This is a genomic window from Microvirga sp. jy35 (genome assembly GCF_056148915.1).
In genome coordinates this window covers 14882-38715 of sequence record NZ_JBWBEW010000006.1, presented here as the reverse complement: position 1 = coordinate 38715, position 23834 = coordinate 14882, and the positions used below count along the sequence as shown (strand labels likewise).

The window sequence follows — 23834 nt, the reverse complement described above, 5'->3', positions numbered from 1 at the left end:
CATGGATCTCGGCATTCTCGTCACGATTTTCGACTCGGCCCTGCGGCTCTCGATCCCGCTTCTCGCCGCCTGCCTTGCCGGCCTCTGGTCCGAGCGTTCCGGCGTGGTGGATATCGGCCTCGAGGGCAAGATGCTGGTGGCGGCTTTTGCTGGCGCTGCAGGGGCCTACGCGTTCGGCTCTGCTTGGGCCGGCCTTCTCGTCGGCATCGTGGCTTCCATAGCCATCGGGCTCATCCACGGCTTCGCTTCCATTAGCCAGCGCGGCAACCAGATCGTCTCCGGCGTCGCCATCAACATGCTGGCCGCGGGCCTCACGGCCATTGTCGGCAATGCCTGGTACGGACAGGGCGGGCGCACGCCGCCGCTCGAAGGCGATCAGCGTTTCGGCAGCGTGCTCTTTGGCCATTCGGCTCTCGTCTATGTGGTCCTGCTTGCCGTGCCGGTGACATGGTTCGTTCTCGGACATACGCGCTTCGGCCTTCGCCTGCGGGCCGTCGGCGAGAACCCGGCTGCGGTGGACACGGCGGGCATCTCTGTGACGGGCCTGCGCTATACCGCCGTCATCATCGCCGGCGTTCTGTGCGGATTGGCAGGCGCCTATCTCTCCGTCGGGCAGGCGGCAGGCTTCCTGCCCAACATGACGGCCGGACGCGGCTTCATCGCACTCGCCGCCCTGATCTTCGCCAAGTGGCGGGCGTGGCCTGCTCTCGGGGCCTGCTTCCTCTTCGGCCTGCTCGATGCCAGCGCCAACCAGCTGCAGGGATTGTCGCTGCCCGGCATCGGAGAGGTGCCGGTGCAGGCGATCCAGGCAATGCCCTATCTCATGACGGTCATCCTGCTCGCAGGCGTCATCGGCAAGGCGACCCCGCCGCGGGCCTCCGGCCTGCCCTATGTGAAGGAGCGCTGATCATGGCATCGCTGGACACTCTGTTCGAAGCGGCCAAGGCGATCCAGGCCAAGGCCTATGCGCCTTATTCCCGCTTCAAGGTCGGCGCTGCCATCGTGACGGTGGACGGCCAGGTCTTTACCGGCTGCAACGTGGAGAACGCCGCCTATCCGGTAGGCTCCTGCGCGGAGGCCGGTGCGATCTCGGCCATGATCGCAGGCGGCGCAAGCCGGATCGCGCAGATCGTCGTGATGGGCGAGGGCGAGCATCTCGTCACGCCCTGCGGCGGCTGCCGCCAGCGCATCCGCGAATTCGCTGCGCCCGAGACGCCAATTCACATTGCCGGTCCCGAGGGCATCCGCAAGAGCTTTACCCTTGACGAGCTGTTGCCCTTCTCCTTCGGACCCAACAATTTGACCGACCGCTGAGGCGGATCGGAAGCTGAGTGCTTTGATGAAAGGCAGGCCTGCGGTTGAAGGCCTGAGATGACGATGCAGCAGATGACTCAAGAGGCGGCCGCCTTCGTGCGCAGCCGCGGCTTCGACGGGCCCTTCGATGCAGCCTTCGTGCTCGGCACGGGGCTCGGGCCCTTGGTGGACGAGGTGAGCGATGCGGTGAGCCTCCCTTACGCGGAGATCCCGCATTTCCCGAGAAGCGGCGTCTCCGGCCATGCGGGCAAGCTCGTCGCCGGCATGCTCGAGGGCAAGCGCGTTCTGCTGTTCCAGGGGCGGGCGCATTACTACGAGACGGGCGACGCGGGCGCGATGCGCTTGCCCGTGGCCTTCGTGAAGGAGCTTGGCGTTCCGGTCCTCGTGGCGACAAACGCCGCCGGTTCCGTGCGCGCCGACATCCGTCCCGGAAGCCTTGTCGCCATCAATGATCATCTCAACCTGTCGGGCGCCAATCCGCTGCTGCGGGACCATACGGAAAACCGCTTCGTCTCGCTCACGGGGGCCTATGACGAGGGCTTGCGCCAGACGTTGCAGCGCGCCGCGCAGAAGACCGGTATCGAGCTGCCGGAAGGCGTCTATGCCTGGTTGTCGGGCCCGAGCTTCGAGACCCCGGCCGAGATCAGAATGGTGCAGATCCTCGGCGGCGATCTCGTCGGCATGTCGACCGTGCCGGAGGTGATCCTCGCGCGCTATTACGGTCTGAGGGTCGCGGCCATTTCCGTCGTGACCAATCTCGCGGCCGGTATCGAGGGCGCGTCGCCCTCGCATCAGGAGACCAAGGATACGGCGGCGGAAGCCTCCGAGAAGTTCAAGCGTCTCGTCCGATCCTTCATCGCGGAGCTGTCCCATGACTGAAGCGGAAATTGCCGCGCGCGCCCTGCGCAGCCTCGATCTCACAGACCTGACGGAGACCTGCACCGATCAGGCCATCGATGCCCTGTGCAAGAAGGCGCTCGATCCGCGCGGGCCGGTGGCAGCCGTGTGCGTATGGCCGCAATTCGTGAAGCGCTCCCAGGAGAACCTGAAAGGTTCTCCTGTGCGCATCGCGACGGTGGTGAACTTTCCTGCCGGCGGCGAGGATGTGAGCCGCGTCGTCGACGACACGCAGGAGGCGCTCTCCGACGGCGCGCACGAGATCGATCTCGTGCTGCCCTACGAGGCTGCCCGCCGCGGCGATCTCGCGGCTGCGGCCGAGATGGTGGAAGCGGTGCGCGACCTCGTCGATCAGCATCGCCTGTTGAAGGTGATCCTGGAAACGGGTGAGCTCAAGGATGCAAAGTTGATCGAGACGGCAAGCCGCATCGCCATCGATGCCGGTGCCGACTTCATCAAGACGTCCACCGGCAAGACCCCGGTTTCCGCCACGCCGGAAGCGGCCGAGATCATGCTCAACGCCATCAAGGCTTCAGGCAGAACCGTCGGCCTCAAGCCTTCGGGAGGCATTCGCACATTGGCCGACGCAAAGATCTATCTCGATCTTGCCGACCGCATCATGGGACCTGACTGGGCCACGCCGCGAACCTTCCGGATCGGCGCGAGCAGCGTCTACGACGCGCTGATTGCCGCCATCGAAGGACGTGCCGGCACGGCCGCCACGGGAACCTACTGACATGACGCTTCTCCCGCAGGAAATCATCCGCCGCAAGCGCGACGGCGGCACGCTTGATCCTGAGCATATCGAGCACTTTATCGAAGGGCTCACCGCCGGCCGCGTCACCGAGGGACAGGCGGCGTCCTTCGCCATGGCGATCTTCTTCCAAGGCCTCTCCGTTCCGGAACGCGTGGCGCTCACCCGCGCCATGATGCATTCGGGCACGGTGCTGACCTGGGATCTGCCCGGCCCCGTGCTGGACAAGCACTCGACCGGCGGCGTAGGCGACACGGTGAGCCTTGCACTCGGACCTGCGGTGGCGGCCTGCGGCGGCTACGTGCCGATGATCTCCGGCCGCGGCCTCGGCCACACGGGCGGCACGCTAGACAAGTTCGATTCCATTCCGGGCTATGTCACGCAGCCCGACATCGACACGTTCCGGCGCGTCACGCGGGAGGTGGGCTGCGCCATCATCGGCCAGACGGCGGATCTCGCACCGGCCGACAAGCGCCTCTACGCCATCCGCGACGTGACGGCGACGGTGGAGTCCATCGATCTCATCACCGCCTCCATCCTGTCGAAGAAGCTGTCGGCAGGTCTCCAGGGCCTCGTGATGGACGTGAAGTTCGGCTCCGGCGCCTTCATGGACAATGCCGCCGACGCGCGAAAGCTCGCCGAGAGCCTCGTGCTCGTCGCCAATGGGGCAGGCCTGCCCACGAGCGCATTGCTGACGAACATGGACGAGCCGCTCGCGTCGGCCGCCGGCAACGCGGTCGAGATGGCATACGCCGTCGATTACCTGACAGGCCGGCGACGCGAGAAGCGCTTTCACGAGGTGACGGTGGAGCTTTCCGCCGAGATGCTGGTGCTCGGCAGGCTCGCGTCCGGCATTGAGGAGGCACGTGCCAGGATCGAGCACGCGATTTCATCCGGCAAAGCCGCCGAGGTGTTCCAGCGCATGGTGTCCGCCCTCGGAGGTCCTGCCGACTTCATGGAGAATGCTGAACAGCATCTTCAGGCGGCGCCCGTGGTGCGTGCCGTTCATGCGGAGACAACCGGTATCGTGCAGAAGGTTGCCACGCGCGATGTGGGTGTGGCGGTCGTCGCTCTCGGCGGTGGCCGCACGCGGCCTCAGGATCCGATCGATCACGCCGTCGGCCTCACGGAACTCGCGACCCTCGGCGAGACGGTCGATACGTCGCGCCCGCTCGCCATCGTTCATGCACCCAGCGAGGAGGCAGCGGAAGCGGCAGCGCGCGCCGTGCGCGCCGCCTACACCCTTGGCGAAGGGCAAGCTGCTTCCGGCCCGAGCATCCTCGAGCGCATCGGAGCCACGACATGAGCCTTCTCGTTGCCGTCACATGGGAGACGCAGCCATGGGTCGAGCGCTTCAGGCGGCTTCTGCCGGACCGCGACATCGTGGTGCTCGGCGAAGACTTCGACAGAAGCACCATCCATTATGTGGCAACCTGGGGGCCGAAGCCCGGAAGCCTCTCGGATCTGCCCAATCTCCAAGCGCTTTTTTCGCTCGGCGCCGGCGTCGATCACCTGATGAGCTATCCCGACCTGCCGGACGTGCCGATCGTGCGCGTCGCGCAGGACGATCTCACCCACCGCATGAGCGAATACATGGTGCTGCACTGCCTCATGTATCTGCGCGATCAGCGCCGCTTCGACGAGGACCAGAAGGCAAGGCGCTGGAGGCCCGATCGCGCGCCGCCGATTGCCGGCGAAGTGCGCGTCGGCATCATGGGATTCGGCGTGCTGGGGCAGGATTCCGCCCGCAAGCTTAAACTTATGGGCTTCGATGTGGCCGGCTGGAGCCGCACGGCGAAACCCGTTGAAGGCTTCGAGGTCTATGCAGGGCAGGAGGGGCTGACGCCGTTTCTCAACCGCACCGACATCCTCATCGCCCTCATGCCGCTCACGCCCGAGACGAAGGGCATTCTCAACCGCTCCCTGTTCGAGAAGCTCGCCCGCGACGGCAAGCTCGGCGGGCCGATCCTGATTAATGCAGGCCGCGGCAAGCTGCAGGTGGAGGCGGATATTCTCGCCTGCCTCGACGACGGCACCTTGAGGGCGGCAACCCTCGACGTGTTCGAGACGGAGCCCCTGCCGGACGATTCACGGCTCTGGACCCATCCGCGCGTCACGGTCACGCCTCACAACTCGGCGACGAGCGAGCCGGAGGCGACGGCGCGCTATATCGCGCAGCAGATCCGCCGCCATGAGGCCGGAGAGCCGTTCGAGGCCGTGGTGGATAAAAGCCGGGGATACTGAGGCGCTGCTTATTTTCTCTGTCACCCCGGGCGGCGTGAGCCGATCCGGGATCGCGTGCAGGTATGGCTCGGGCCTCCCTCTCCCACAGGGAGAGGTGAAAGGAGCCACTCTCGTTCAGCCATCCCGGGTTCTGCTGCGCAGCCCCGGAGTGATGACGTGTGTCAGCCAAGCCGCTTAATCGACGTGATCGGCCCGTAGCTCCGCAGGCGAATGCGCTCTTCAGCCACCGCCAGCGGCTCGATCATCACGGTCATGCTGTGGCCGGTGGCGTGGATGAGGTTCGTCTCGTCTATCATCAGACCCACATGCCCCTTCCAGAACACGAGATCGCCGCGCCTGAGGCCGCCCAAGCTCGGTGTCACCTCGACAGGCGTGCCGAGCTCGCGCTCCTGCATGTCGCTGTCGCGCGGGGCCCTGATGCCGGCGGCCGTCAGCGCGGTCTGGGCGAGACCCGAGCAATCGATGCCGAGGCTCGTCTTACCGCCCCAAAGATAGGGCGTGTGCAGGAAGCGCTCGGCCACGGTGGCGTAATCCGTCTCGAAGGCATCGAGGCCGCTCACGTGCGCGGCGAAGACCCAGCCGCCGGTGGCAAGCCGAACGTAATCGCCCTCACTCTCCGTGACGGCGATCTTGGAGTTCAGGGTCAAATATTCCTGAAAGGGAAGCTTCAGGTTCGGGCCCGGATACACGAAGGTGCGGATGGCCCGGATCTTGTGGGTCGGCTCCGCTCCGGCCTCGCCCAGCGCCTCGCTCGGCAGGTAGCCCACATAGCCATCGTCGTGCAGCTGCACCCAGGCCCAGCCCTCGTGCTCGTCATAGACGGTCACGCTTTCCCCAAAGATCGCCTGCGTGTCCACGGGCGCCTCGCGGGAGGGGTGGCGGTGCAGGGCGGAGAAGGTGACAGCGACGCGCTTGACCCTGCCGGTCGTGAATCGTTCTGCTTCGACCTGCCCACGCAGGCGCTCATCGGCAAGATCCGTGCGGACGGGCGTAATGCGGCGGTCGAAACTCATCAGGGCAGCTCCTTAGTCTGTAACCAGATCTCCTAGTCGCTTCGGGGTCGAAGCGCCAGCGGCTCAAGCCCCATAGCGCTCCTGCAGGAGAGCATACATCAGACGGGCGGCCTGGACCTCGCCACCCTCGGGGCGACCAGGCTTGGTGGAGTTGTTCCAGGCGAAGATGTCGAAATGCACATGGGCCTTCGCAGCCTCCACGAAGCGGCGTAGGAACAGAGCCGCCGTGATCGAGCCGCCCATCGGCCCGCCGGTATTGTTCATGTCGGCGAACTTGGAATCGAGCTGGCTCTGGTAAGGATACCAGAGGGGCAGGCGCCAGACGGGATCGTTCACAATCATGCCGTGACGGGCGATGTCGGCGGCGAGCGCATCGTCGTCGGTGTAGAAGGGCGGCAGCTCGGGGCCGAGCGCCACACGGGCCGCGCCCGTGAGCGTCGCGAAATCCACGATAAGGTCGGGGCTCTCCTCGTCGGCGAGCGCCAGCGCATCGGCCAGGATGAGCCGGCCCTCCGCGTCCGTGTTGCCGATCTCGACCGAGATGCCCTTGCGGCTCGGCAGGATGTCGCCGGGGCGGAAGGCGTTGCTGGAGATCGCATTCTCGACGGCGGGAATCAGCACGCGCAGGCGTAACGGAAGCTTGGCGTCCATGATCATGGACGCCAAGGCAAGGGTCGCGGCCGCGCCGCCCATGTCCTTGCGCATGAGCAGCATGGAGGAGGCGGGCTTGATGTCGAGGCCGCCGGTATCGAAGGCGACGCCCTTGCCGATGAGCGTCACACGCGGCGCACCGGCCTTGCCCCAGGTGAAGTCGATGAGTCGCGGCGGCGTGATGGAGGCGCGGCCCACCGCATGGATCATCGGAAAATTCTGCTCCAGCAGATCGTCACCGACGATGCTGGTGAAAGAGGCGCTATGGCGGTCCGCCAGCTGACGCGCCGCCGCCTCGATGCCGTCGGGACCGAGGTCGTTGGTGGGCGTGTTGACGAGATCACGGCTTGCCACAACGGCATTCGCAATGCGCGCCACATCGTCACCATCGACGCCGTTCGGCACCACAAGGCGCACGGCCTTCCCATTGCGCTTGCGGTAGCGGCCAAAGCTGTAGGCGCCAAGCAGCCAGGCGAGCGTGGCGAGCGTTGGGTTCGTGGCTTCGGTCTCGAAGCGATAGACGCCTTCCGGCAGCAGGGTGGAGAGCTTTCCGGGGAGGAACGGATCGCTGTGCCTGGCATCCGTTCCGTTGACGCCGAAAGCGACGCCCAGGAGATTTCCTTCCGCATCCGGCAGCAGGCAATGGCTACCGGCCTTGCCTGCAAATCCTTGCGCCTTCGCGAAGCCCTGCGCCAGCAGCGGCAGGCTGCCGATGGTCTCGGGCCAGGTCTGTTCTGTCACGAGCCAGATGGGCTTCGAGGCTTCATTCGCAGAGGCGAGCAGGGGATGGGGCATGGATGGTGACCTGAACAATAGGGAAGGTTGCAAGCAGTTTTAAGCGCTTGGACCGTATGTGTCATCCCGGGCTCCGCTACGCGGCCCCAGGATGACAGTCTTTGCTGGTCTTACGATCTTGGATCTTCGCTTCGCTGCGTCCGCGATGACGCTTGCATTCAGGCGCTGGAATGCTGGCGCACGATTCGCGCAAGGCCTGCGATCAGGGCCTGCTGCGTGTCCTTGATCTCGGCCTCGATGCCGTGGCGCTTGAGAGCGTGGATATAAAGTTCCGCGCGCTCCGGTGCGGCCAGGATGGTCACGGAGGCAGGGCGGCCGAACTGGGACAGCGCCCCGTTGATCTCGTCGCCGGTGAGCAGACCGGACAGATAGGGCGCAAGCAGGCTGCTGTTCATGCGGCCGGAAACCACGGCCGCGCGGGCGCTGAAGAGCAGGTGCAGCAGGCCGACCCTGTTCTCGCGGCTGTTGCGCTCGGCTGCCTCGAGGCCGAGATCGAAGCCTTTCGGATCCTCCGGCTGAGTGGCCGGGCGGCCGATCATGGAATGCTCGCGCAGGAGTGCATACATTTCGCCTGTCATGTAGGTGGCGAAGCGCTCGATGCGCCCGTTCTTCATCAGGATCCACTTGGGATGGGTGCCGGCCGAGCAGATCAGACCATCCCCGACTCCGGCGCCCAGGACCAGCGTCTCCTCGCCGCGCATCACGTCCGCGGCTCCGGGAGCAGGTTCGCAGAAGAGACCCGGGATGATATGGCCCTTGCGGCCGTTCTCCAGATCAACCGGCACGAGTGACTGGGCGATTTCCGCCGGACCTGCGGGGCAGAAGGCGTAAGGCGCCTCCACCCAGCCCTCGCGGCTGCCCACCATGCCGACGAGCAGCACCGGCGCGTCAGGCTCGGCCTGAAGCCAGGGGCCGCATTGACGCAGGAACACGTCGCGATGCTGGCCTTTTTGCAGGGCTGAGACGCCCTCATCCGACGAGACCTGATCGAGGATGGTTTCGTTCTCGATCAGATAGCCGCGAAATCGGGTCGTTCCCCAGTCGGCGACGATGAAGCGCAAGGCCGATGACCCCTGTTGTGAGAAGCGAAGGGTTAAGTCGCGCGAACTCTAGCGCGTTCCGTACATGCGGTCGCCGGCGTCCCCCAGGCCCGGCACGATGTAGCCGTGATCGTTGAGGCGCTCGTCGATGGAGGCGGTCCAGATGTGCACGTCCGGATGCGAGCCGCGCAGCTTCTCGATGCCCTCTGGCGCCGCCAGCAGGCACACGAAGCGAAGATCCTTCGCGCCGCGCTCCTTCAGACGGTCGATGGCGGCCACCGCGGAGTTGGCGGTCGCCAGCATGGGGTCGAGCACGAGAACCATGCGGTCGGCAAGATCGGAGGGAGCCTTGAAGTAGTATTCCACGGCCTGGAGCGATTCCGGATCGCGGTAAAGGCCGATATGAGCCACGCGCGCGGCGGGAACCAGCGTGAGCATGCCGTCGAGAAAGCCGACGCCTGCCCGCAGGATCGGGGCGAAGACGAGCTTCTTGCCGGCGATCTGCGCACCCTCCATGGTGGTCATCGGCGTCTCGATCTGGATGCGCTCCATGGGAAGATCGCGGGTCACTTCATAGCAGAGCAGCATCCCGATCTCGTTGAGGAGCTGGCGGAAGCCCTTCGTCGAGCGCTCCTTGTCCCGCATCAGCGTCAGCTTGTGCTGAACCAGCGGATGATCGACCACAGTGACGCCCTGCATGCTTGTCCCCTCTTGGATTGCCGTGTGCTGATTCATCTAAAACACTGTCCCGTCACTGATCACGTTGAGAGGGGGCGAGCCGTCGCCGCGCTTCTCCTTCGCCAGTCTCCGCCCCGTCGCCCAGGTGCCGCCTTCGAGCACCTTGGCCAGGGGAAAGTCTGCGGCCGCGAATCCCAGCTTTGCCCGTATCGGTTCGGCAATGCGATCGAGAAGGGCAACCGTCAAGGCCCGCCATTCCACCACGAGCTGCGAATCCACCGCATGGGCACGGCTCGCGTCGCCCGCATCCTTCAGGGCGATCACGCCGCTGTCGAGAAAGAGGCCGCCGTTGCGGTATTCGGGCAGACCGGTGAGCCCGTCGATCTCGACCACGGTGAAGTCCGCCCATTCGAGCGGCTCGATCAGCGAATAGGAGAGCCACTGGGACAGCTTGTGGAAGGCAACCAGCCCCTTCGTGGCATCGGGTGCCTTGACGAGGGGGTGGCGCCAGGTGTCGCCGAGATCCACGCCCCCGAGCGTGATGCGGCCGGGCCAGATGGGGCCAAGATGGGTGAGCAGCGCCTCGAGGATCGCGGTCGCCCTGACGCGGTCGTCCTCGGCGGTTGCCGCGATGACGTCGAAGAGGCCGCCGGGACGAGGATCGTCCACCTGCCCGAAGATGTCCGGGTTCGTTGCAACCACACGCCCGAGGCGGTTGAGGAGCGCGGCACGGCCTTCGAGCCCGACGAGCGGGTTGTCGGCCGAGACCTGGAAGCCTTCAGACAGATCGTCGGCGGTGAGCGTCATCAGCACATCCGCATCGACGCGGAAGGGATCCTCGGGCCTGCTGGAAAACGCGCCGCTCACGAACATGTCGAAGCTTGCCACGGCAAGCCCTTCGGAGCGGATATAGGTTTCGCCCGTGCGGCCCTCCTCGTACCGCCATTGCGCCCCGGCGCCCGCATCGAGCAGCACGGACACGATGGCAAGATCGAAGGCAGCGCGGGCCATGTCTGCCGCAGTTTCCCAGGGCGCGCCGTGCATGACTGCGCCCCAACGCTCATGCCCTCCGGCGGCGAAGTGGCGCCAGCGGGCATGGAACGGAATATCGAGGGAAGGGTAGGCCGAGCGGATCGTGGTCACGACCTCGTCCGCGCAGGCGTCGAGCCGTCCGAGATCGACCGTGAAGTGCTGAAGACGGCCTTCGAGGCCCGCCTGCAGAAGCTGGTGCGACCGCTCCCGCACCGCAGCGGCGGAGAGAAGGCTTCGGGCGGCTCTGGTTTCGGAAGACAGGTCAGGCTGGTCGGTCACTCAAGGCTCCGATGATCTCCGGCTTAGAATGCGATAGCACAGTCTTCAGGCAACACATCATCGCTGGACAAGGCGGCTTGACGGAAAGGTTAAAAACGAAGCGGGCCCCGGCGACAAGCCGGCACCCGCTTCGTGATCCTGCGCATCAGAAGCGTCCGAGGTCGCGCCCCTTCACCTGGTTCAGGGCGTCCGCGTCCGGAGCGCCTTCCGGCGTGTAGTAGCCGGCGGCCTTCTTCGCCTCGATCTCGACCTGGGCATCCGGCGGCACCAACTCGGCCGGGATCGGCACGCGCTCCACAACCTCGATGCCGGAACCCGTGATGGCGTCGTACTTCATGTTCGACATGGACATGAGCCGGTCGATGCGGCGGATGCCGAGCCAATGCAGCACGTCGGGCATGAGCTGCTGGAAGCGCGCATCCTGAACGCCCGCCACGCATTCCGTGCGCTCGAAATAGGTAGAGGCCTGGTCGCCGCCCTCCTGCCGTTTGCGCGCATTGTAGACGAGGAACTTGGTCACCTCGCCGAGTGCGCGCCCTTCCTTGCGGTTGTAGGCGATCACGCCGACACCGCCTGTTTGCGCCTCCCTGACGCATTCCTCGATGCCGTGCACGAGGTAGGGCCGGCAGGTGCAGATGTCGGAGCCGAATACGTCGGAGCCGTTGCACTCGTCGTGGACGCGGCAGGCGATGCGGGTTTTCGGATCGCTCAGGCGCGACACGTCACCCACCACATAGACCGTGATGTTGCCGATGGGCGGCAGGAACACGCTCATGTCGGGCCGCGTGACGAGCTCCGGGAACATGCCGCCGGTCTGCTCGAAAAGGGTGCGCCGCAGCTCGCCCTCCGAGCAGCCGAAGCGCTCGGCGATGCCGGGCAGGTACCACACCGGATCGACCGCGATCTTGGTGACCGAGATGTCGCCCGACTCATGCAGGAAACCGCCGTCGGCTTGCAAGCGCTTCGACCCCATGGCAGACAGGATCTCCGGCATGTTGAGGCGTGCCTTGGTGACCGCGATGCTGGGGCGGATGTCGATCCCGCTGGCGATATCGTCCCTGAACACGTCCCCAACCATGTGCCCCCAAGGATCGAGGGACACGATCCTGCCCGGCTCGAACCATTGCGGATGCGGACCGATCTCGGCGGTGGGATGCGTGTTGTGAAGGTCGGGCCGCGCCAGCGGGTTCATGGCCCGGGCGGAGATGGCGAGCGCCCTGTAGAGCGAATAGGAGCCGCCATGGGCGCCGATCACGTTTCGGTCGGCCGGATTGGTCACGCTGCCGATGATCGGTCCGCGTTCCTTGGGGGCCTTGGCTCCCCACTTGATTGGATGCTTGATGGTGCCGGTGTTCGGCTCCGGGTGGGATGTGAGCCGGATATGGGTCGAGCGGTTGGGCGAGCTCATGAACAATCTTCCACGCGAGAACGGGAAGACTCCCTCGACCGATCGCCGGAGAGCCTCCATACGATCTATGGGAGACTGATCTAAAGTTGCGGGGCCGTCAATGGCGTAGGGGAGGGTGCGGCGGCTTGGCTTGCCTTGAAGCTTGGGCGTAATCCTCCCCGTCATCATCGGCCTTGTGCCGGTGATCCCGATCAGAACAACGAAGCGCTTAAGTGGACCGGGATGGCCGGGATCGATCCCCGGAATGAGCCCGGGACGGCCATGACGGGAGGGCTAGAGCCAGGGCGTACCCTTGCCCGGCTTCCTCATCCCCAGATGAGCCAGCACGCTGGCTCCGATGTCGGCAAAGCTCTCCCGCCGCCCAATGAAACCCTGCGGCACGCCCGTTCCGAAGCTCAGGATCGGCACATGCTCGCGGGTGTGATCGGAGCCACGCCAGGAGGGGTCGTTGCCGTGATCGGCGGTGATGATGACAAGGTCGCCCTCCTGCAGGGCGGCCTCGATCTCCGGAACGCGTCGGTCGAAGGCTTCGAGCGCGGCTGCATAGCCGGGAATGTCGCGGCGGTGGCCGAACTCGCTGTCGAAATCGACGAGGTTCGCGAAGACGAAGCCGCCGTCCGGCAGATCCTTCATCGCCTCGATGGCGGCCGACAGGCAGGCGTCGTTGCCGTTGGGCTTGATCTCCCGGCCCGTTGAGCGATGGGCGAAGATGTCGCCGATCTTGCCGACGGTGACGACGGAGCGGCCTGCTTTGTTGAGTGTGTCGAGGATCGTGTCGGCTGGCGGCGGCGTAGCGAAATCCTTGCGGTTGCCGGTGCGTTTGAAGCCCGTCTCAGGCGTGCCCTGGAACGGGCGCGCGATCACGCGGCCGATCTTGTACTCGTCGCAGAGCTCGCGTCCGATGCGGCACAGCTCGTAGAGCCGCTCCAGTCCGAAGCTCTCCTCGTGGGCGGCGATCTGCAGCACGCTGTCGATGGAGGTGTAACAGATGGGCTTTCCGGTCCGCAGATGCTCCGCGGCAAACTCCTCGATGATGGCCGTGCCCGAGGCGTGCTTGTTCCCGAGAATGCCCGGAAGGTTGCCGCGCTTGATGAGTTCCGCCGTCAGCCTGTCAGGGAAGGCCGGAACGGTATTGGGGAAATAGCCCCAGTCGAAGGCGATAGGCACGCCGGCGATTTCCCAATGGCCCGAGGGCGTATCCTTGCCCTTGGAGGTCTCGACGCCATAGCCCCAGGCGCCTTTCAGCGGCCCCTGCGGTGCGAGGTTCGGCGGCATGCGCCCGGTCGAGGCCTCGACGGCAAGCCCGAGACCCAGCGCCGTCATATGCGGCAGATGCAGCGGCCCCTGACGCAGGCCTGCCTGGTCACCGCGCCCCTCGGCGCAAGCCTCCGCAATGTGCCCGACCGTGTCGGCACCAACATCGCCATAGGCGTCCGCATCCTCCGCCCCGCCGATTCCGACGGAGTCGAGCACGATGAGAAGAGCGCGAGGCATCGTTTGCTAAGTCCTTCAGAGCACGAGAATCACGACTGATAAGTCATTGCGGCAAAAGATGCGATGGCTTCTAACGATGGTGGTGCCCTTCATGGCCGCCGCCCTGGCGAGGGTGCTCGGAGCCTTCCAGAGGGCAATCCGGGCCGTGCTCATGGACCACGGGCCGGTGGATTTCGATCTGAAGGGTCGCATGCCCGATGCCGAAATTCTCCTTCAACTCCCGTTGGGCCGCCGCCAGAAAGTCGTCGCCCGGATGTCCGTCCGGCATGACGAGATGGGCGGTGAGCGCCGACTCGGTGGTGCTCACCGCCCAGACATGCAGGTGATGGACGCGGGCGACTCCGGGCAGCCGCTCGAGAGTCCTCCTGACATCCGGAACCGCGATCCCTCGCGGCACGCCGTGAAGGGAGAGGGTCAGGGACTGCTTTAGGAGGCTCCATGTGCCCCAGACGATCACGGCCGCGATGGCGAGGCTCAAGACCGGATCGATCCAGTCCGCGCCCGTCCAGAGGATGACGAGCCCGCCGAGCACGACGCCGAGGGACACGGCTGCGTCCGCCACCATGTGCAGGAAGGCGCCGCGGATGTTGAGATCGTTCTGGCCGCTCATGAAGAGCAGGGCCGTGAAGCCGTTCACGAGGATGCCGACGGCTGCTACGACCATCACGGTAAGGGCTGCCACGGGAGCAGGCTCGATCAGGCGCTGGACCGATTCCCAAACGATGCCGCCAACGGCGACGAGCAGAAGCAGCGCGTTGAAAAGCGCCGCCAGAATGGAGCTGGAGCGCAGGCCATAGGTGAAGCGTTCCGTGGGCCTTCGTCTCGCCAGCAGCGCCGCGCCCCACGCGATGGCGAGGCCCAGCACGTCGCTCAGGTTATGTCCGGCATCGGAGAGCAGGGCCATGGAACCGGCCCAGAGACCGTATCCGGCCTCGATGATGACGAAGCCCAGGTTGAGAACGATGCCGATGGCGAAGGCGCGTCCGTGACCGGCCTGGGGAGCATGGGAATGCCCGTGTTGGGAATGGCCGGCCGAATGGCGATGCGCGGGCATGGTCGAAAAGCGGCGTCCTATTCCCGGACCGCATTCGAGGCGGCCGTCTCGAGATTGAAGGCGGCGGCGAAGAGCGCCTTGGTGTAATCGGTGCGGGGTGCCGCGAAGATGCTCTCGGCCGATCCCTCCTCGACGATCTGGCCGTTCTGCATCACCACCACGTGGTTGGCGAGCGCCCGCACGACCTTCAGGTCGTGGCTGATGAACATGTAGGCGAGGTCGCGCCGCTTCTGCAGATCCCGCAGGAGCTCGACGATCTGCGCCTGCACGGACATGTCGAGGGCCGAGGTCGGCTCGTCGAGCATGATGAACTGAGGCTCCAGCGCCATGGCGCGGGCGATGGCGATGCGCTGGCGCTGGCCGCCGGAGAACTCGTGCGGGTAGCGGTCCATGGTAGCGGGATCGAGCCCCACATCCTGCAGGGCCTTCGCCACAACGTCGCGGCGCTGCGCGTAGGTGAGATTCTTGTTCTGGACGAGCAGTCCTTCCTCCACGATCTCGGCAATCGACATGCGCGGCGAGAGCGAGCCGTAAGGATCCTGGAACACCACCTGGAGGTTCTTGCGCATCGGGCGGATGTCCTTGGCGCGCATGCCGTCGATGCGGTTGCCAAGGAACACGATGGGACCTTCCGACTGAACGAGGCGCAGGATCGCGAGCCCCAGTGTCGTCTTGCCGGAGCCGGATTCTCCCACGACCCCGACCGTCTCGCCCCGACGCACGCGCACGGACACGCCGTCGACGGCCTTCACATGGCCGATTGTGCGCTGAAAGAAGCCGCGCTTGATCGGAAACCAGACCTTGATGGGACCTGCCTCGACGATGACAGGCGCATCGTGCGAAACGGGATTGGCGCGGCCCCTGGGCTCCGCTGCCAGCAGCCGCTGCGTGTAGGGATGCTGCGGATTGCCGAAGACTTCCTCGACCGTTCCCTGCTCGACGATCTTGCCCTTGAGCATCACGCAGACGCGGTCGGCGATCTTGCGCACGATGCCGAGATCATGGGTGATGAACAGCATCGACATGCCGAGCCTGCTCTTCAGTTCGGCAAGCAGCTTGAGGATCTGCGCCTGCACCGTCACGTCGAGGGCCGTCGTCGGTTCGTCGGCGATGAAGAGGTCGGGCTCGTTGGCGAGCGCCATGGCGATCATCACGCGCTGGCGCTGGCCTCCGGACAGCTGGTGCGGATAGGCGCCAAGCCGGCTCTCCGCATCGCGGATGCCCACGAGGTCGAGAAGCTCCAGCGTGCGGGCGCGCGCTTCGCGTTCGCTGAGGCCGCGATGCAGCCTCAGGATCTCGCCCACCTGCCGCTCGATGGTGTGGAGCGGGTTGAGCGAGGTCATCGGCTCCTGGAACACCATGGTGATGTCGTTGCCGCGGACTTTGCGCATCTCGTTCTCGTCCGCCGGCATCAGGTCCCTGCCCTTGAACAGGATGCGGCCAGAGGGGTGATGCGCGGACGGATAGGGGAGAAGCTTGAGGGCCGAGAGCGCCGTGACGGACTTGCCGGAGCCCGACTCGCCCACCAGCGCCACCGTTTCGCCCGGCATGACGTCGAAGGAGACGCGATCGACCGCGAGCATGTCCCGCCCGACCTGGCGGAAGGCGACGGAGAGGTCCTGAACGGAGAGGAGGGGCTCTGTCATCGAAACGTCTTCCGCGGATCGAAGGCGTCGCGGACCGCTTCGCCGACGAAGATGAGAAGGCTGAGCATCAGGGCGATCACGAAGAAGCCTGCAAGGCCGAGCCAGGGAGCCTGAAGGTTCGATTTGCCCTGTGCCAGCAACTCGCCGAGCGATGGCGAGCCCGGCGGCAGACCGAAGCCGAGGAAGTCGAGGGAGGTCAGCGTCGTGATTGAGCCGTTGATGATGAACGGCATGAAGGTGAGCGTCGCCACCATGGCGTTCGGCAGGAGATGCTTGAACATGATGGTGGCGTTGGAGAGGCCTAAAGCCCGCGCCGCGCGCACATACTCGAAGTTTCTGGCGCGCAGGAACTCGGCCCGCACCACGCCGACCAGGGACACCCAGGAGAAGAGCAGCAGGATGCCGAGAAGCACGAAGAAGCTCGGCGTGATCACCGCCGAAATGATGATGAGCAGGTAGAGCGAGGGAATGGCCGTCCAGACCTCGATGAAGCGCTGGAACAGCAGATCCGTCCAGCCGCCGTAATAGCCCTGCACGGCGCCGGCCAGGATGCCGATGATGGAGGAGATGCCGGCGAGCGTCAGGCCGAACAGGACCGAGATGCGGAAGCCGTAGATGAGGCGCGCGACCACGTCACGGCCCTGATCGTCCGTGCCGAGCCAGTTCCACTCGATGTCGTTGCAGCCCGTGCCGCCGTTGCGCTCCGCAATGGGCCGGCATTGATCGTCCGTGAGCATCCAGGTGGGCGGCGCGGGGGCCGGAACGGGAAGGTCGAGGTTGTGCGTGGTGTAGGAGAAGCGGACGGGAGCCCAGAGCAGCCATCCGTTGTCCTGGATCTCCTTGCCGATCACCGGATCGCGATAATCCGTGACCGCGAGAAAGCCGCCGAACTTCTCCTCCGGATAATTCACGAAGGCAGGGTAGAGAATCTCGCCCTTGTAGGAGGCGAGGATCGGCTTGTCGTTGGCGATGAGCTCGGCGAACAGGCTGAGCACGAACAGGATCATGAAGATCCAGAACGACCAGTAGCCGCGACGGTTCGCCTTGAAGTTCTCCAGCCGCCGGCGGTTGAGCGGCGACAGCTTGATGAAGCCCTGGCGCGGCAGGGGCGGCGCAACGGGCGAGGAGGCAGGAGAGACGACGGGCACGTTCTCGTTCATCTCACGCCTCCCTGGTCTCGAAATCGATCCGCGGATCGATCCAGGTATAGGTGAGGTCGGACACGAGGTTCACCGCCAAGCCCACCAGCGAGAAGATGTAGAGGTTGGCGAAGACCACCGGATAGTCGCGGTTCACGATGGACTCGAAGGACAGGAGCCCCAGCCCGTCGAGGGAGAAGATCGTCTCGATGAGGAGCGCGCCTGCGAAGAACGCCCCGATGAAGGCGCCGGGAAAGCCCGCGATGACGATGAGCATGGCATTGCGGAAGACATGGCCGTAAAGCACCTGGCGCTCGGACAGGCCTTTCATGCGTGCGGTGAGCACATATTGCTTGCGGATCTCGTCGAGGAAGGAGTTCTTCGTGAGCAGGGTCGAGGTGGCAAACGCTCCGAGCGCCATGGCCGTGATGGGCAGAACGAGATGCCAGAAGTAATCCGCGATCTGCATGTACCAGGGCATGAAGGCCCAGTTCTCGGAGGTGAGCCCGCGCAGGGGGAAGAACTGCCAGAACGAACCGCCGGCAAACAGCACGATCAGGAGGATCGCGAAGAGAAAGCCCGGGATCGCATAGCCGATGATGACGACGGCCGAGGTCCAGATGTCGAAGGTGGAGCCGTCCCGCACCGCCTTCTTGATGCCGAGCGGGATCGAAATGGCGTAAGACAGAAGCGTCATCCAGAGGCCAAGGCTGATCGAGACCGGCAGCTTCTCCTTGATGAGTTCCAGCACCGAGATGTCGCGGAAATAGCTCTTGCCGAAATCGAAGCGCGCATAATCCCAGATCATCTTCAGGAAGCGCTCATGGGCCGGCTTGTCGAAGCCGAACTGCGTTTCGAGCTGCTTGATGAATTGCGGATCGAGCCCTTGAGCGCCGCGATAGCGGGACGAGGAGGCATCGCCTGCGCCGCCCCCGGGTGACTGGCCTCCGCCCGCCATATCGCCGCCTCCGCCGGAGATGCGCGACGTCGCGCCGGAATCCTGCCCCTGGATCTGGGCGATGATGCGCTCCACGGGACCGCCGGGGGCGAACTGAACGAGCACGAAGGAGATGAGCATGATCCCCAGGAGGGTGGGGATCATGAGGAGGACGCGACGCGCGATATAGGCCAGCATCAAGCGCCTGCTGCTTGCCGGCCGATGCGGCCGAGATGGGTGTCGTTGAAGCCGGAGGTGTATTTCAAGCCGTATCCCAACATGCGGTCGAACCCGATATGCGCCGCCCAGATCGAGGCGAGCCCGAGCAGCATAGAGTGATCGAGGAAAAGACCAAGCCCCACCAGGCCAGCAGGGCCAAGAGTGGAGTGCAGGGCGTTGTAGGCCACGGCGCCCAGCCGGGGACCAGCGAGATAGCCTGCAAAGCTCAGATCGGGCGTCAGGAAGAGAACCGCATAGAGCCACCAGGAGGTGCCGGTATAGGCAAAGGCCCATGTGGCCAGGATGAAGAGAGCCAGGCCCTCGAGGCGCAGAAGCAGGCGGGGCATGTCCGCCTCATTTCGCGTCGTCACAACTGTATCCAAGCCTTATCCTCGCCCGATCCGCTTAGCCTTCTCGGCATCGTACCACCAGGTTCCCGGCGCGCCCGAGCTGAGCTTCGGCTTCGTCGCCGGGCGCGAGAACTGGTCCCAATAGGCGAGCCATTCGCTGGCCCTGTACCACATGGGCACCCAATAATGGCCCGAACGGAGAACCCGGTCCAGGGCGCGGGCCGCGATGGTGAGTTCCCGGCGCGATTTGGCGGTGGCGATGGTCTCGATCAGCGCGTCGACGGCCGGATCGTTAATCCCGGCGATGTTCTGCGAGCCAGGCCGCTGTCCCGCGGCCGAGCCGTAGACCAGCCGCAGGCTGTCGCCCGGCGTGGAGGAGCCGCTCAGGTTCCGGCTCGCCATGTCGAAATCGTACTCCTCCATCCGGCGCTGATACTGGGCGGCGTCCACGATGCGCGAGACCGCATCGATGCCGAGCCGCTTCAGGTTGGCCTGGAAAGGCTGGGTATGGGGCTGGAGCGAGGGCTGGAAGTCCAGGAACTCGATCCGGAACGGCTGTCCGCTCGGCAGCTTGAGCACGCCGCCGTCGCGCTTGCACCCGCCCTCGCGCAGAAGCTCGTCCGCCCGTCGCAGCAGGCGCCGGTCCTGACCCGTGCCGTCGGAAACCGGCGGCACGGGAGGCTCACCGAACACGGAGGCCGGCAGCTTGTCGCGGAACGGCTCCAGCAGCGCAAGCTCCTCAGGCGAGGGCTTGCCTGCCGCCTTCATGTCGCTGTTCTCGAAGAACGAGCCTGTGCGCTTGAACAGGCCGAACATGATGTTGGCGTTCGTCCATTCGAAATCGAAGGCGAGCCCGATGGCCTCGCGGATGCGCGGGTCCTTGAAGGCGTCGCGCCGCATGTTGAAGTACCAGCCCTGGATGGTGGAGGGGGCGCCGCTCTCGATCTCCTCCTTCTTCACGCGGCCTTCGCGCATGGCCGGAAAGTCGTAGCCGGTCGCCCAGATGCGGGACGTGTATTCCTCGTTGTAGTTCAGGGTGCCGTTCTTGAAGGCCTCGAACGCGACCGTGCGGTCGCGGAAATACTCGTAGCGGACGCGGTCGAAGTTGTTCTGCCCCACATTCACGGGCAGGTCCTTGGCCCAGTAGTCGGGCACGCGCTCGAACTCGATGAAGCGGCCCTGCTCGAAATGCCCGACCTTGTAGGGGCCGGAGCCGAGCGGCGCCTCCAGGGTCGAGGCCTCGAAATCCTTGCCCTGCCAGTAGCGCTCGGAGAAGATCGGCATGCCGGCAACGACCAGATGCAGATCGCGGCTGCGCTGGGGCGTGAACTGCACGCGCAGGACTTCGTCCGACTCCGCCTCGGCTGTAGCGACCTGCGTCAGGAGCTGCGAATAGAGCGGATGCCCCTTGGTTTTGAGGATGTTCAGGGAGAAGGCCGCGTCCCTCGCCGTCAGCTTCGAGCCGTCGTGGAAGCGCGCTTCCGGCCTTAGGGCGAAGCGGTAGGTCAGCTTGTCGTCGGAGATGCGCACGCTTTTCGCCACAAGCCCGTAGAGCGCATCCGGCTCGTCGCCCGAGCCCACCATGAGACTGTCGAAGGTGCTGGTCATCCCGGCAGCGCCGTCGCCCCGCAGCACGAAGATGTTCAGCGTGTTGAACGTGTCGAAGTTCTGGTTGCCGTAGGTCTGCTTGATCTGGATCGCCAGCGTGCCGCCTTTCGGTGCCGCCGGGTTCACGTAGTCGAAAAGCTTGAAGTCCGGCGCGTATTTCAGCTCGCCGAAGCTGGAGAGGCCATGGGTTTCAATCCCGTTGCCTTCCTGTGCCCAACCCGTGCGAGGGAGGAGCGAGAGAGCGGCGGCCGCCGCCCCCGTCTGAAGGATTCTGCGGCGGCTGAACGCTCTCATCGCGGTGCTCCGGTCTTGGCGGCCTTGGCCTGATCGTACCACCAGATTGTCGGGAAGGCGGCGGCGCCGTAGCGCGGCATGTTCTCGGGATGGCTGTAGCGGTCCCAGCGGGCGGTGCGCTGCTTGAGCGACGTCCATTGCGGAACCACGTAGTCGTGCGCCAGCAGCACGCGGTCGAGGGCTTTCGTGGCGGCAACCAGCTCGTCGCGATCCTTGGCGAAGATCACGCGATCGATCAGTGCGTCGACCGCAGGGTCCGCAATGCCGGCGAGGTTCTGCGACCCTTCGCGGCTTGCTGCCTGCGAGCCCCAGAATTCACGCTGCTCATTGCCGGGCGATGACGACTGAGGCCAGAGGCCGGTGGTGATGTCGAAGTCGAAAGCGCGGGTGCGGTTGGTTTCCTGAACGTCGTCCACGGTGCGCACCGTCGCGGCGATGCCGAGACGCTTGAGAACATCCGCATAGGGCAGGAAGATGCGCTCGTCGTTGGGGCTGCTGCCGAGAAGCTCGACGCTGAAAACCTCACCCTTGGCGTTGACGCGGCGGCCATTCTTCACCTCCCAGCCCGCCTCCTTCAGCAGGCGGTCGGCCTCGCGCAGGTTGTTGCGGATGGCTTCGGGGGAGTCGTTGACCGGGTTCTTGTAAGGCGTCGTGAAGACGGCGGGCGGAACCTTGTCGCGGACGGATTCCAGGATCTCCAGCTCCTTGCCCTCGGGCAGTCCCGACGATGCGAGATCCAATCCGTAGAAGTAGCTCGAGGGCCGCTCGTAGAGCCCGTAGAAGATCGTCTTGTTCAGCTCCTCGAACGGAAAAGCGAGGTTGAAGGCCCGGCGGACGCGCTGATCCTTGAACTGATCGCGCCGGAGGTTGAGAACGAAGGCCTGCATCCGTCCGCTCGCCCGCAAGGGGAACTCCTCACGGATCACACGTCCTTCCTGGCGTGCTGGAAAGTCATAGCCGACCGCCCAGTTGCGGGCGCTGTTCTCGGAACGGAAATCGATGCGGTCGCCCTTGAAGGCTTCGAGCAGCACCGTTGCGTCGCGGTAATATTCAAAGCGGATCTCGTCGAAATTGTTCTGGCCTACATACACATTGAGGTTGGCCCCCCAATGATCCTTCACGCGCTCGTAAGCAGCGGTGCGGCCCGCCTCGAAGCTTTTGAGACGATAGGGGCCTGAGCCCAGCGGCGGCTCCAGACTCGTCTGGGTAATGTCGCGCTTGCGCCCGTCCGGCGTGGTGCCTTCCCACCAGTGCTTGGGCAGGACGAGCAGCTGTCCCATGATCTGCGGCAGCTCCCGGTTGCCCTTTTCGTCGAAGGTGAACTTCACCTCCCGCTCAGCCACCTTCTCGGCCTTCGTCACGTTGGCGTAGTAGAAGGCATAGGTGGGGCTGTTGGCCTTGAGGGCTTCGAAGGAGAAGATCACGTCATCCGCCGTCACCGGCTTCCCGTCGTGCCAGCGCGCTTCCGGGCGCAGGCGGAAGGTGACGGAGGAATAATCCTCCGGGTAGGAAAAGGCCTCGGCCAGGAGGCCATAGGACGAGTTCGGCTCGTCGAGGGCGGAGGTGGTGAGCGTCTCGTAGACGAGGCCCAGGCCCTGTTCGGGGGATCCCTTCACGCCGGCCACCACGATGTTGAAGCTGTCGAAGGTGCCCTGGGCGCCGAGGCGGACCAGCCCTCCTTTCGGAGCATTTGGATTCACGTAGTCGAAATGCTTGAAGGCTTCAGGGTATTTCGGTTCGTCCAGCAGGACCGATCCGTGCCGCCATGGCGCTTCCTGGGCTGCGAGGGGGCTGAAGGCAAGGCAGGCAGCCAGGAGGCTCGGCAGAAGGGTACGGATCACACGGCGTCTCCTAGGATGTGAGGCGTCTGTCTTAAGCATCGGACCCAAAAGTGGATTTGCACTTTTGGGATCCATCCGATGCATCTTATCTATACTGGCGCATCGTTCGAGGCGGAAAACCGGGTCCGCTTTTCCGCACGATGCGCTAGCTACATTTTTGGGCGCTGGGGGGCGAGCGCAAGGGACAACGCCTGAAAGGGGAGGCGGCTCAAAAGAAAAAGCCGGGCTTTCAGGCCCGGCTTTCGGAAATGCGAGGGTGAAGAGCCTTACTGGGCCGCAGGAGCCGCAGGAGCTCCGCCAGCGGCGGGCGCCGCAGGAGCGGCGGCATTGGCCGGAGCCGCCGCGGCGGATGCCTCGGGGAACGGAGGAGCACTGGGGGAGATCGACTTCAGATAGGCGATGATATCGGCCCGCTCCTTGGCCTGGGCGATGCCTGCAAAGGCCATGATGGTGCCGGGGACGGCCTGCTTGGGGTTCTGGATGAAGGCGTTCAGGATCTCATAATTCCAATCCCCGCCCTTGCCCTTGAGGGCTCCCGAATAATTGAAGCCCGCATGAGAGGCGAGAGCACGTCCGACGACCCCGTGGAGATTCGGCCCGACCTTGTTGGCGCCGCCCTCCTCGAAGGTGTGGCAGGAGGCGCACTTCTTGGCCGCGGCCTGACCCTTGGCGATGTCCGCGCTGGCGAGAAGAACCGGAAGCGGCTCGGCCGGAGCGGCGGCGCCCGCATCGGCGGTAGCGCCTTCCTCGGGGGCCGGCAGGTCATAGCCCGGTACAGCGGGCTTATGGGGGGAAAACAGGCCGCCGGCGATGACGTTGACGCCGACCACGAAGAGAAGCGAGGCGAACACGGCACCCGCGATCTTATTGGTCTCGATATTCATGAATGAGGCTCTCCTCGCCTTCGGACAAGCGGCGAAACCAGCGCAGCAGAAAGGACCCGCGGGCGGGTGCCCGCGTCGGGGCGTTGCTTAGCCGTTGTCATGGGGGTTTGACAATGGGGTTTCCGGGAGTTTTCGCCGTTCTCATGGTCGCAGTTCTGGGTTGCAACGAATTCGGGCCGCTCAAGGTCCCAGATAGAGTGCCGCACGCACCCATGACAAACAGGACCCGCCTTGCTAAGGACGCTCAAGACCTCCGCCCTTGA

General features: G+C 65.0%; 21 protein-coding genes. 6 read left to right on the top strand and 15 right to left on the bottom strand.

Going from position 1 to position 23834, the window contains the following annotated elements; genetic code table 11:
- The first annotated feature begins 1 nt into the window (after window position 1).
- The 6 genes from AC0QTX_RS07155 to AC0QTX_RS07130 are packed head-to-tail and all read left to right on the top strand — an operon-like array spanning window position 2 to window position 5209.
- A complete protein-coding gene (locus AC0QTX_RS07155; protein WP_474603141.1) occupies window positions 2-907 on the top strand; it encodes an ABC transporter permease in 906 nt (301 codons plus the stop codon).
- Window positions 908-909: 2 nt separating this feature from the next.
- Window positions 910-1314 carry a cytidine deaminase gene (locus tag AC0QTX_RS07150; RefSeq protein WP_474603140.1) on the top strand — a complete coding sequence of 135 codons (405 nt, stop codon included), beginning with the start codon at window positions 910-912 and terminating at the stop codon, window positions 1312-1314.
- 57 nt (window positions 1315-1371) lie between these two features.
- Window positions 1372-2193 carry a purine-nucleoside phosphorylase gene (locus AC0QTX_RS07145; protein ID WP_474603139.1) on the top strand — a complete coding sequence of 274 codons (822 nt, stop codon included), beginning with the start codon at window positions 1372-1374 and terminating at the stop codon, window positions 2191-2193.
- Complete coding sequence (deoC, locus tag AC0QTX_RS07140; protein ID WP_474603138.1) at window positions 2186-2947, top strand: deoxyribose-phosphate aldolase; 762 nt, start codon at window positions 2186-2188, stop codon at window positions 2945-2947. Before AC0QTX_RS07145 ends, deoC begins: the two co-directional genes overlap by 8 nt.
- A 1-nt stretch (window position 2948) precedes the next feature.
- Window positions 2949-4271, top strand: a complete 1323-nt coding sequence (gene deoA, locus AC0QTX_RS07135) for a thymidine phosphorylase (protein ID WP_474603137.1) — start codon at window positions 2949-2951, stop codon at window positions 4269-4271.
- The gene (locus tag AC0QTX_RS07130; protein ID WP_474603136.1) at window positions 4268-5209 is read left to right on the top strand and encodes a 2-hydroxyacid dehydrogenase; all 942 of its coding nucleotides are present in this window, start codon (window positions 4268-4270) and stop codon (window positions 5207-5209) included. The genes deoA and AC0QTX_RS07130 overlap by 4 nt, the downstream gene beginning before the upstream one ends.
- Window positions 5210-5370: 161 nt before the next feature.
- Here AC0QTX_RS07130 and AC0QTX_RS07125 read toward each other — a convergent pair whose 3' ends face one another.
- From AC0QTX_RS07125 to AC0QTX_RS07055, 15 genes are all read right to left on the bottom strand, one after another.
- Complete coding sequence (locus AC0QTX_RS07125) at window positions 5371-6222, bottom strand: C40 family peptidase (protein WP_474603135.1); 852 nt, start codon at window positions 6220-6222, stop codon at window positions 5371-5373.
- A 63-nt stretch (window positions 6223-6285) separates the two neighbouring features.
- Entirely contained in the window at window positions 6286-7668 is a 1383-nt protein-coding gene (locus AC0QTX_RS07120; RefSeq protein ID WP_474603134.1) for a leucyl aminopeptidase family protein, read from the bottom strand.
- Window positions 7669-7826: 158 nt separating this feature from the next.
- A complete protein-coding gene (locus AC0QTX_RS07115; RefSeq protein WP_474603133.1) occupies window positions 7827-8729 on the bottom strand; it encodes a 2-dehydro-3-deoxygalactonokinase in 903 nt (300 codons plus the stop codon).
- Between the two features lie 48 nt (window positions 8730-8777).
- Complete coding sequence (gene upp / locus AC0QTX_RS07110) at window positions 8778-9407, bottom strand: uracil phosphoribosyltransferase (protein ID WP_474603132.1); 630 nt, start codon at window positions 9405-9407, stop codon at window positions 8778-8780.
- 36 nt (window positions 9408-9443) lie between these two features.
- A complete protein-coding gene (locus AC0QTX_RS07105) occupies window positions 9444-10697 on the bottom strand; it encodes a URC4/urg3 family protein (RefSeq protein WP_474603131.1) in 1254 nt (417 codons plus the stop codon).
- Between the two features lie 145 nt (window positions 10698-10842).
- Window positions 10843-12105 (bottom strand): GTP cyclohydrolase II, encoded by a 1263-nt coding sequence (locus tag AC0QTX_RS07100; RefSeq protein ID WP_474603130.1) that lies wholly within the window; start codon window positions 12103-12105, stop codon window positions 10843-10845.
- Window positions 12106-12378: 273 nt separating this feature from the next.
- Window positions 12379-13599 (bottom strand): phosphopentomutase, encoded by a 1221-nt coding sequence (locus AC0QTX_RS07095; protein WP_474603129.1) that lies wholly within the window; start codon window positions 13597-13599, stop codon window positions 12379-12381.
- A gap of 70 nt (window positions 13600-13669) precedes the next feature.
- On the bottom strand, window positions 13670-14653 hold the full coding sequence (locus AC0QTX_RS07090; protein WP_474603128.1) for a cation diffusion facilitator family transporter: 984 nt from the start codon (window positions 14651-14653) through the stop codon (window positions 13670-13672).
- A gap of 17 nt (window positions 14654-14670) precedes the next feature.
- On the bottom strand, window positions 14671-16299 hold the full coding sequence (locus tag AC0QTX_RS07085) for an ABC transporter ATP-binding protein (protein WP_474603127.1): 1629 nt from the start codon (window positions 16297-16299) through the stop codon (window positions 14671-14673).
- Window positions 16296-17459, bottom strand: a complete 1164-nt coding sequence (locus tag AC0QTX_RS07080) for an ABC transporter permease (protein WP_474603126.1) — start codon at window positions 17457-17459, stop codon at window positions 16296-16298. The genes AC0QTX_RS07085 and AC0QTX_RS07080 overlap by 4 nt, the downstream gene beginning before the upstream one ends.
- A gap of 1 nt (window position 17460) precedes the next feature.
- A complete protein-coding gene (locus tag AC0QTX_RS07075) occupies window positions 17461-18573 on the bottom strand; it encodes a microcin C ABC transporter permease YejB (protein WP_474603125.1) in 1113 nt (370 codons plus the stop codon).
- Window positions 18573-18941 carry a DUF4260 domain-containing protein gene (locus tag AC0QTX_RS07070; RefSeq protein WP_474603124.1) on the bottom strand — a complete coding sequence of 123 codons (369 nt, stop codon included), beginning with the start codon at window positions 18939-18941 and terminating at the stop codon, window positions 18573-18575. Before AC0QTX_RS07070 ends, AC0QTX_RS07075 begins: the two co-directional genes overlap by 1 nt.
- A 39-nt stretch (window positions 18942-18980) precedes the next feature.
- Window positions 18981-20846 carry an extracellular solute-binding protein gene (locus tag AC0QTX_RS07065; RefSeq protein WP_474603123.1) on the bottom strand — a complete coding sequence of 622 codons (1866 nt, stop codon included), beginning with the start codon at window positions 20844-20846 and terminating at the stop codon, window positions 18981-18983.
- Window positions 20843-22726 (bottom strand): extracellular solute-binding protein, encoded by a 1884-nt coding sequence (locus AC0QTX_RS07060; RefSeq protein WP_474603122.1) that lies wholly within the window; start codon window positions 22724-22726, stop codon window positions 20843-20845. The genes AC0QTX_RS07065 and AC0QTX_RS07060 overlap by 4 nt, the downstream gene beginning before the upstream one ends.
- Window positions 22727-22953: 227 nt before the next feature.
- On the bottom strand, window positions 22954-23571 hold the full coding sequence (locus tag AC0QTX_RS07055) for a c-type cytochrome (RefSeq protein ID WP_474603121.1): 618 nt from the start codon (window positions 23569-23571) through the stop codon (window positions 22954-22956).
- Window positions 23572-23834: the final 263 nt, after the last annotated feature.

Bases quoted from the DNA above. Each gene is read 5' to 3' on its own strand.
- deoA (WP_474603137.1), top strand. From the start codon at position 2,949: ATGACGCTTCTCCCGCAGGAAATCATCCGCCGCAAGCGCGACGGCGGC.
- deoC (WP_474603138.1), top strand. From the start codon at position 2,186: ATGACTGAAGCGGAAATTGCCGCGCGCGCCCTGCGCAGCCTCGATCTC.
- AC0QTX_RS07100 (WP_474603130.1), bottom strand. From the start codon at position 12,105: ATGAGCTCGCCCAACCGCTCGACCCATATCCGGCTCACATCCCACCCG.
- AC0QTX_RS07085 (WP_474603127.1), bottom strand. From the start codon at position 16,299: ATGACAGAGCCCCTCCTCTCCGTTCAGGACCTCTCCGTCGCCTTCCGC.
- AC0QTX_RS07125 (WP_474603135.1), bottom strand. From the start codon at position 6,222: ATGAGTTTCGACCGCCGCATTACGCCCGTCCGCACGGATCTTGCCGAT.
- AC0QTX_RS07065 (WP_474603123.1), bottom strand. From the start codon at position 20,846: ATGAGAGCGTTCAGCCGCCGCAGAATCCTTCAGACGGGGGCGGCGGCC.
- AC0QTX_RS07145 (WP_474603139.1), top strand. From the start codon at position 1,372: ATGACGATGCAGCAGATGACTCAAGAGGCGGCCGCCTTCGTGCGCAGC.
- AC0QTX_RS07090 (WP_474603128.1), bottom strand. From the start codon at position 14,653: ATGCCCGCGCATCGCCATTCGGCCGGCCATTCCCAACACGGGCATTCC.
- AC0QTX_RS07080 (WP_474603126.1), bottom strand. From the start codon at position 17,459: ATGAACGAGAACGTGCCCGTCGTCTCTCCTGCCTCCTCGCCCGTTGCG.
- AC0QTX_RS07150 (WP_474603140.1), top strand. From the start codon at position 910: ATGGCATCGCTGGACACTCTGTTCGAAGCGGCCAAGGCGATCCAGGCC.
- AC0QTX_RS07055 (WP_474603121.1), bottom strand. From the start codon at position 23,571: ATGAATATCGAGACCAATAAGATCGCGGGTGCCGTGTTCGCCTCGCTT.
- AC0QTX_RS07070 (WP_474603124.1), bottom strand. From the start codon at position 18,941: ATGCCCCGCCTGCTTCTGCGCCTCGAGGGCCTGGCTCTCTTCATCCTG.
- AC0QTX_RS07155 (WP_474603141.1), top strand. From the start codon at position 2: ATGGATCTCGGCATTCTCGTCACGATTTTCGACTCGGCCCTGCGGCTC.
- AC0QTX_RS07095 (WP_474603129.1), bottom strand. From the start codon at position 13,599: ATGCCTCGCGCTCTTCTCATCGTGCTCGACTCCGTCGGAATCGGCGGG.
- upp (WP_474603132.1), bottom strand. From the start codon at position 9,407: ATGCAGGGCGTCACTGTGGTCGATCATCCGCTGGTTCAGCACAAGCTG.
- AC0QTX_RS07075 (WP_474603125.1), bottom strand. From the start codon at position 18,573: ATGCTGGCCTATATCGCGCGTCGCGTCCTCCTCATGATCCCCACCCTC.
- AC0QTX_RS07060 (WP_474603122.1), bottom strand. From the start codon at position 22,726: ATGCTTAAGACAGACGCCTCACATCCTAGGAGACGCCGTGTGATCCGT.
- AC0QTX_RS07120 (WP_474603134.1), bottom strand. From the start codon at position 7,668: ATGCCCCATCCCCTGCTCGCCTCTGCGAATGAAGCCTCGAAGCCCATC.
- AC0QTX_RS07130 (WP_474603136.1), top strand. From the start codon at position 4,268: ATGAGCCTTCTCGTTGCCGTCACATGGGAGACGCAGCCATGGGTCGAG.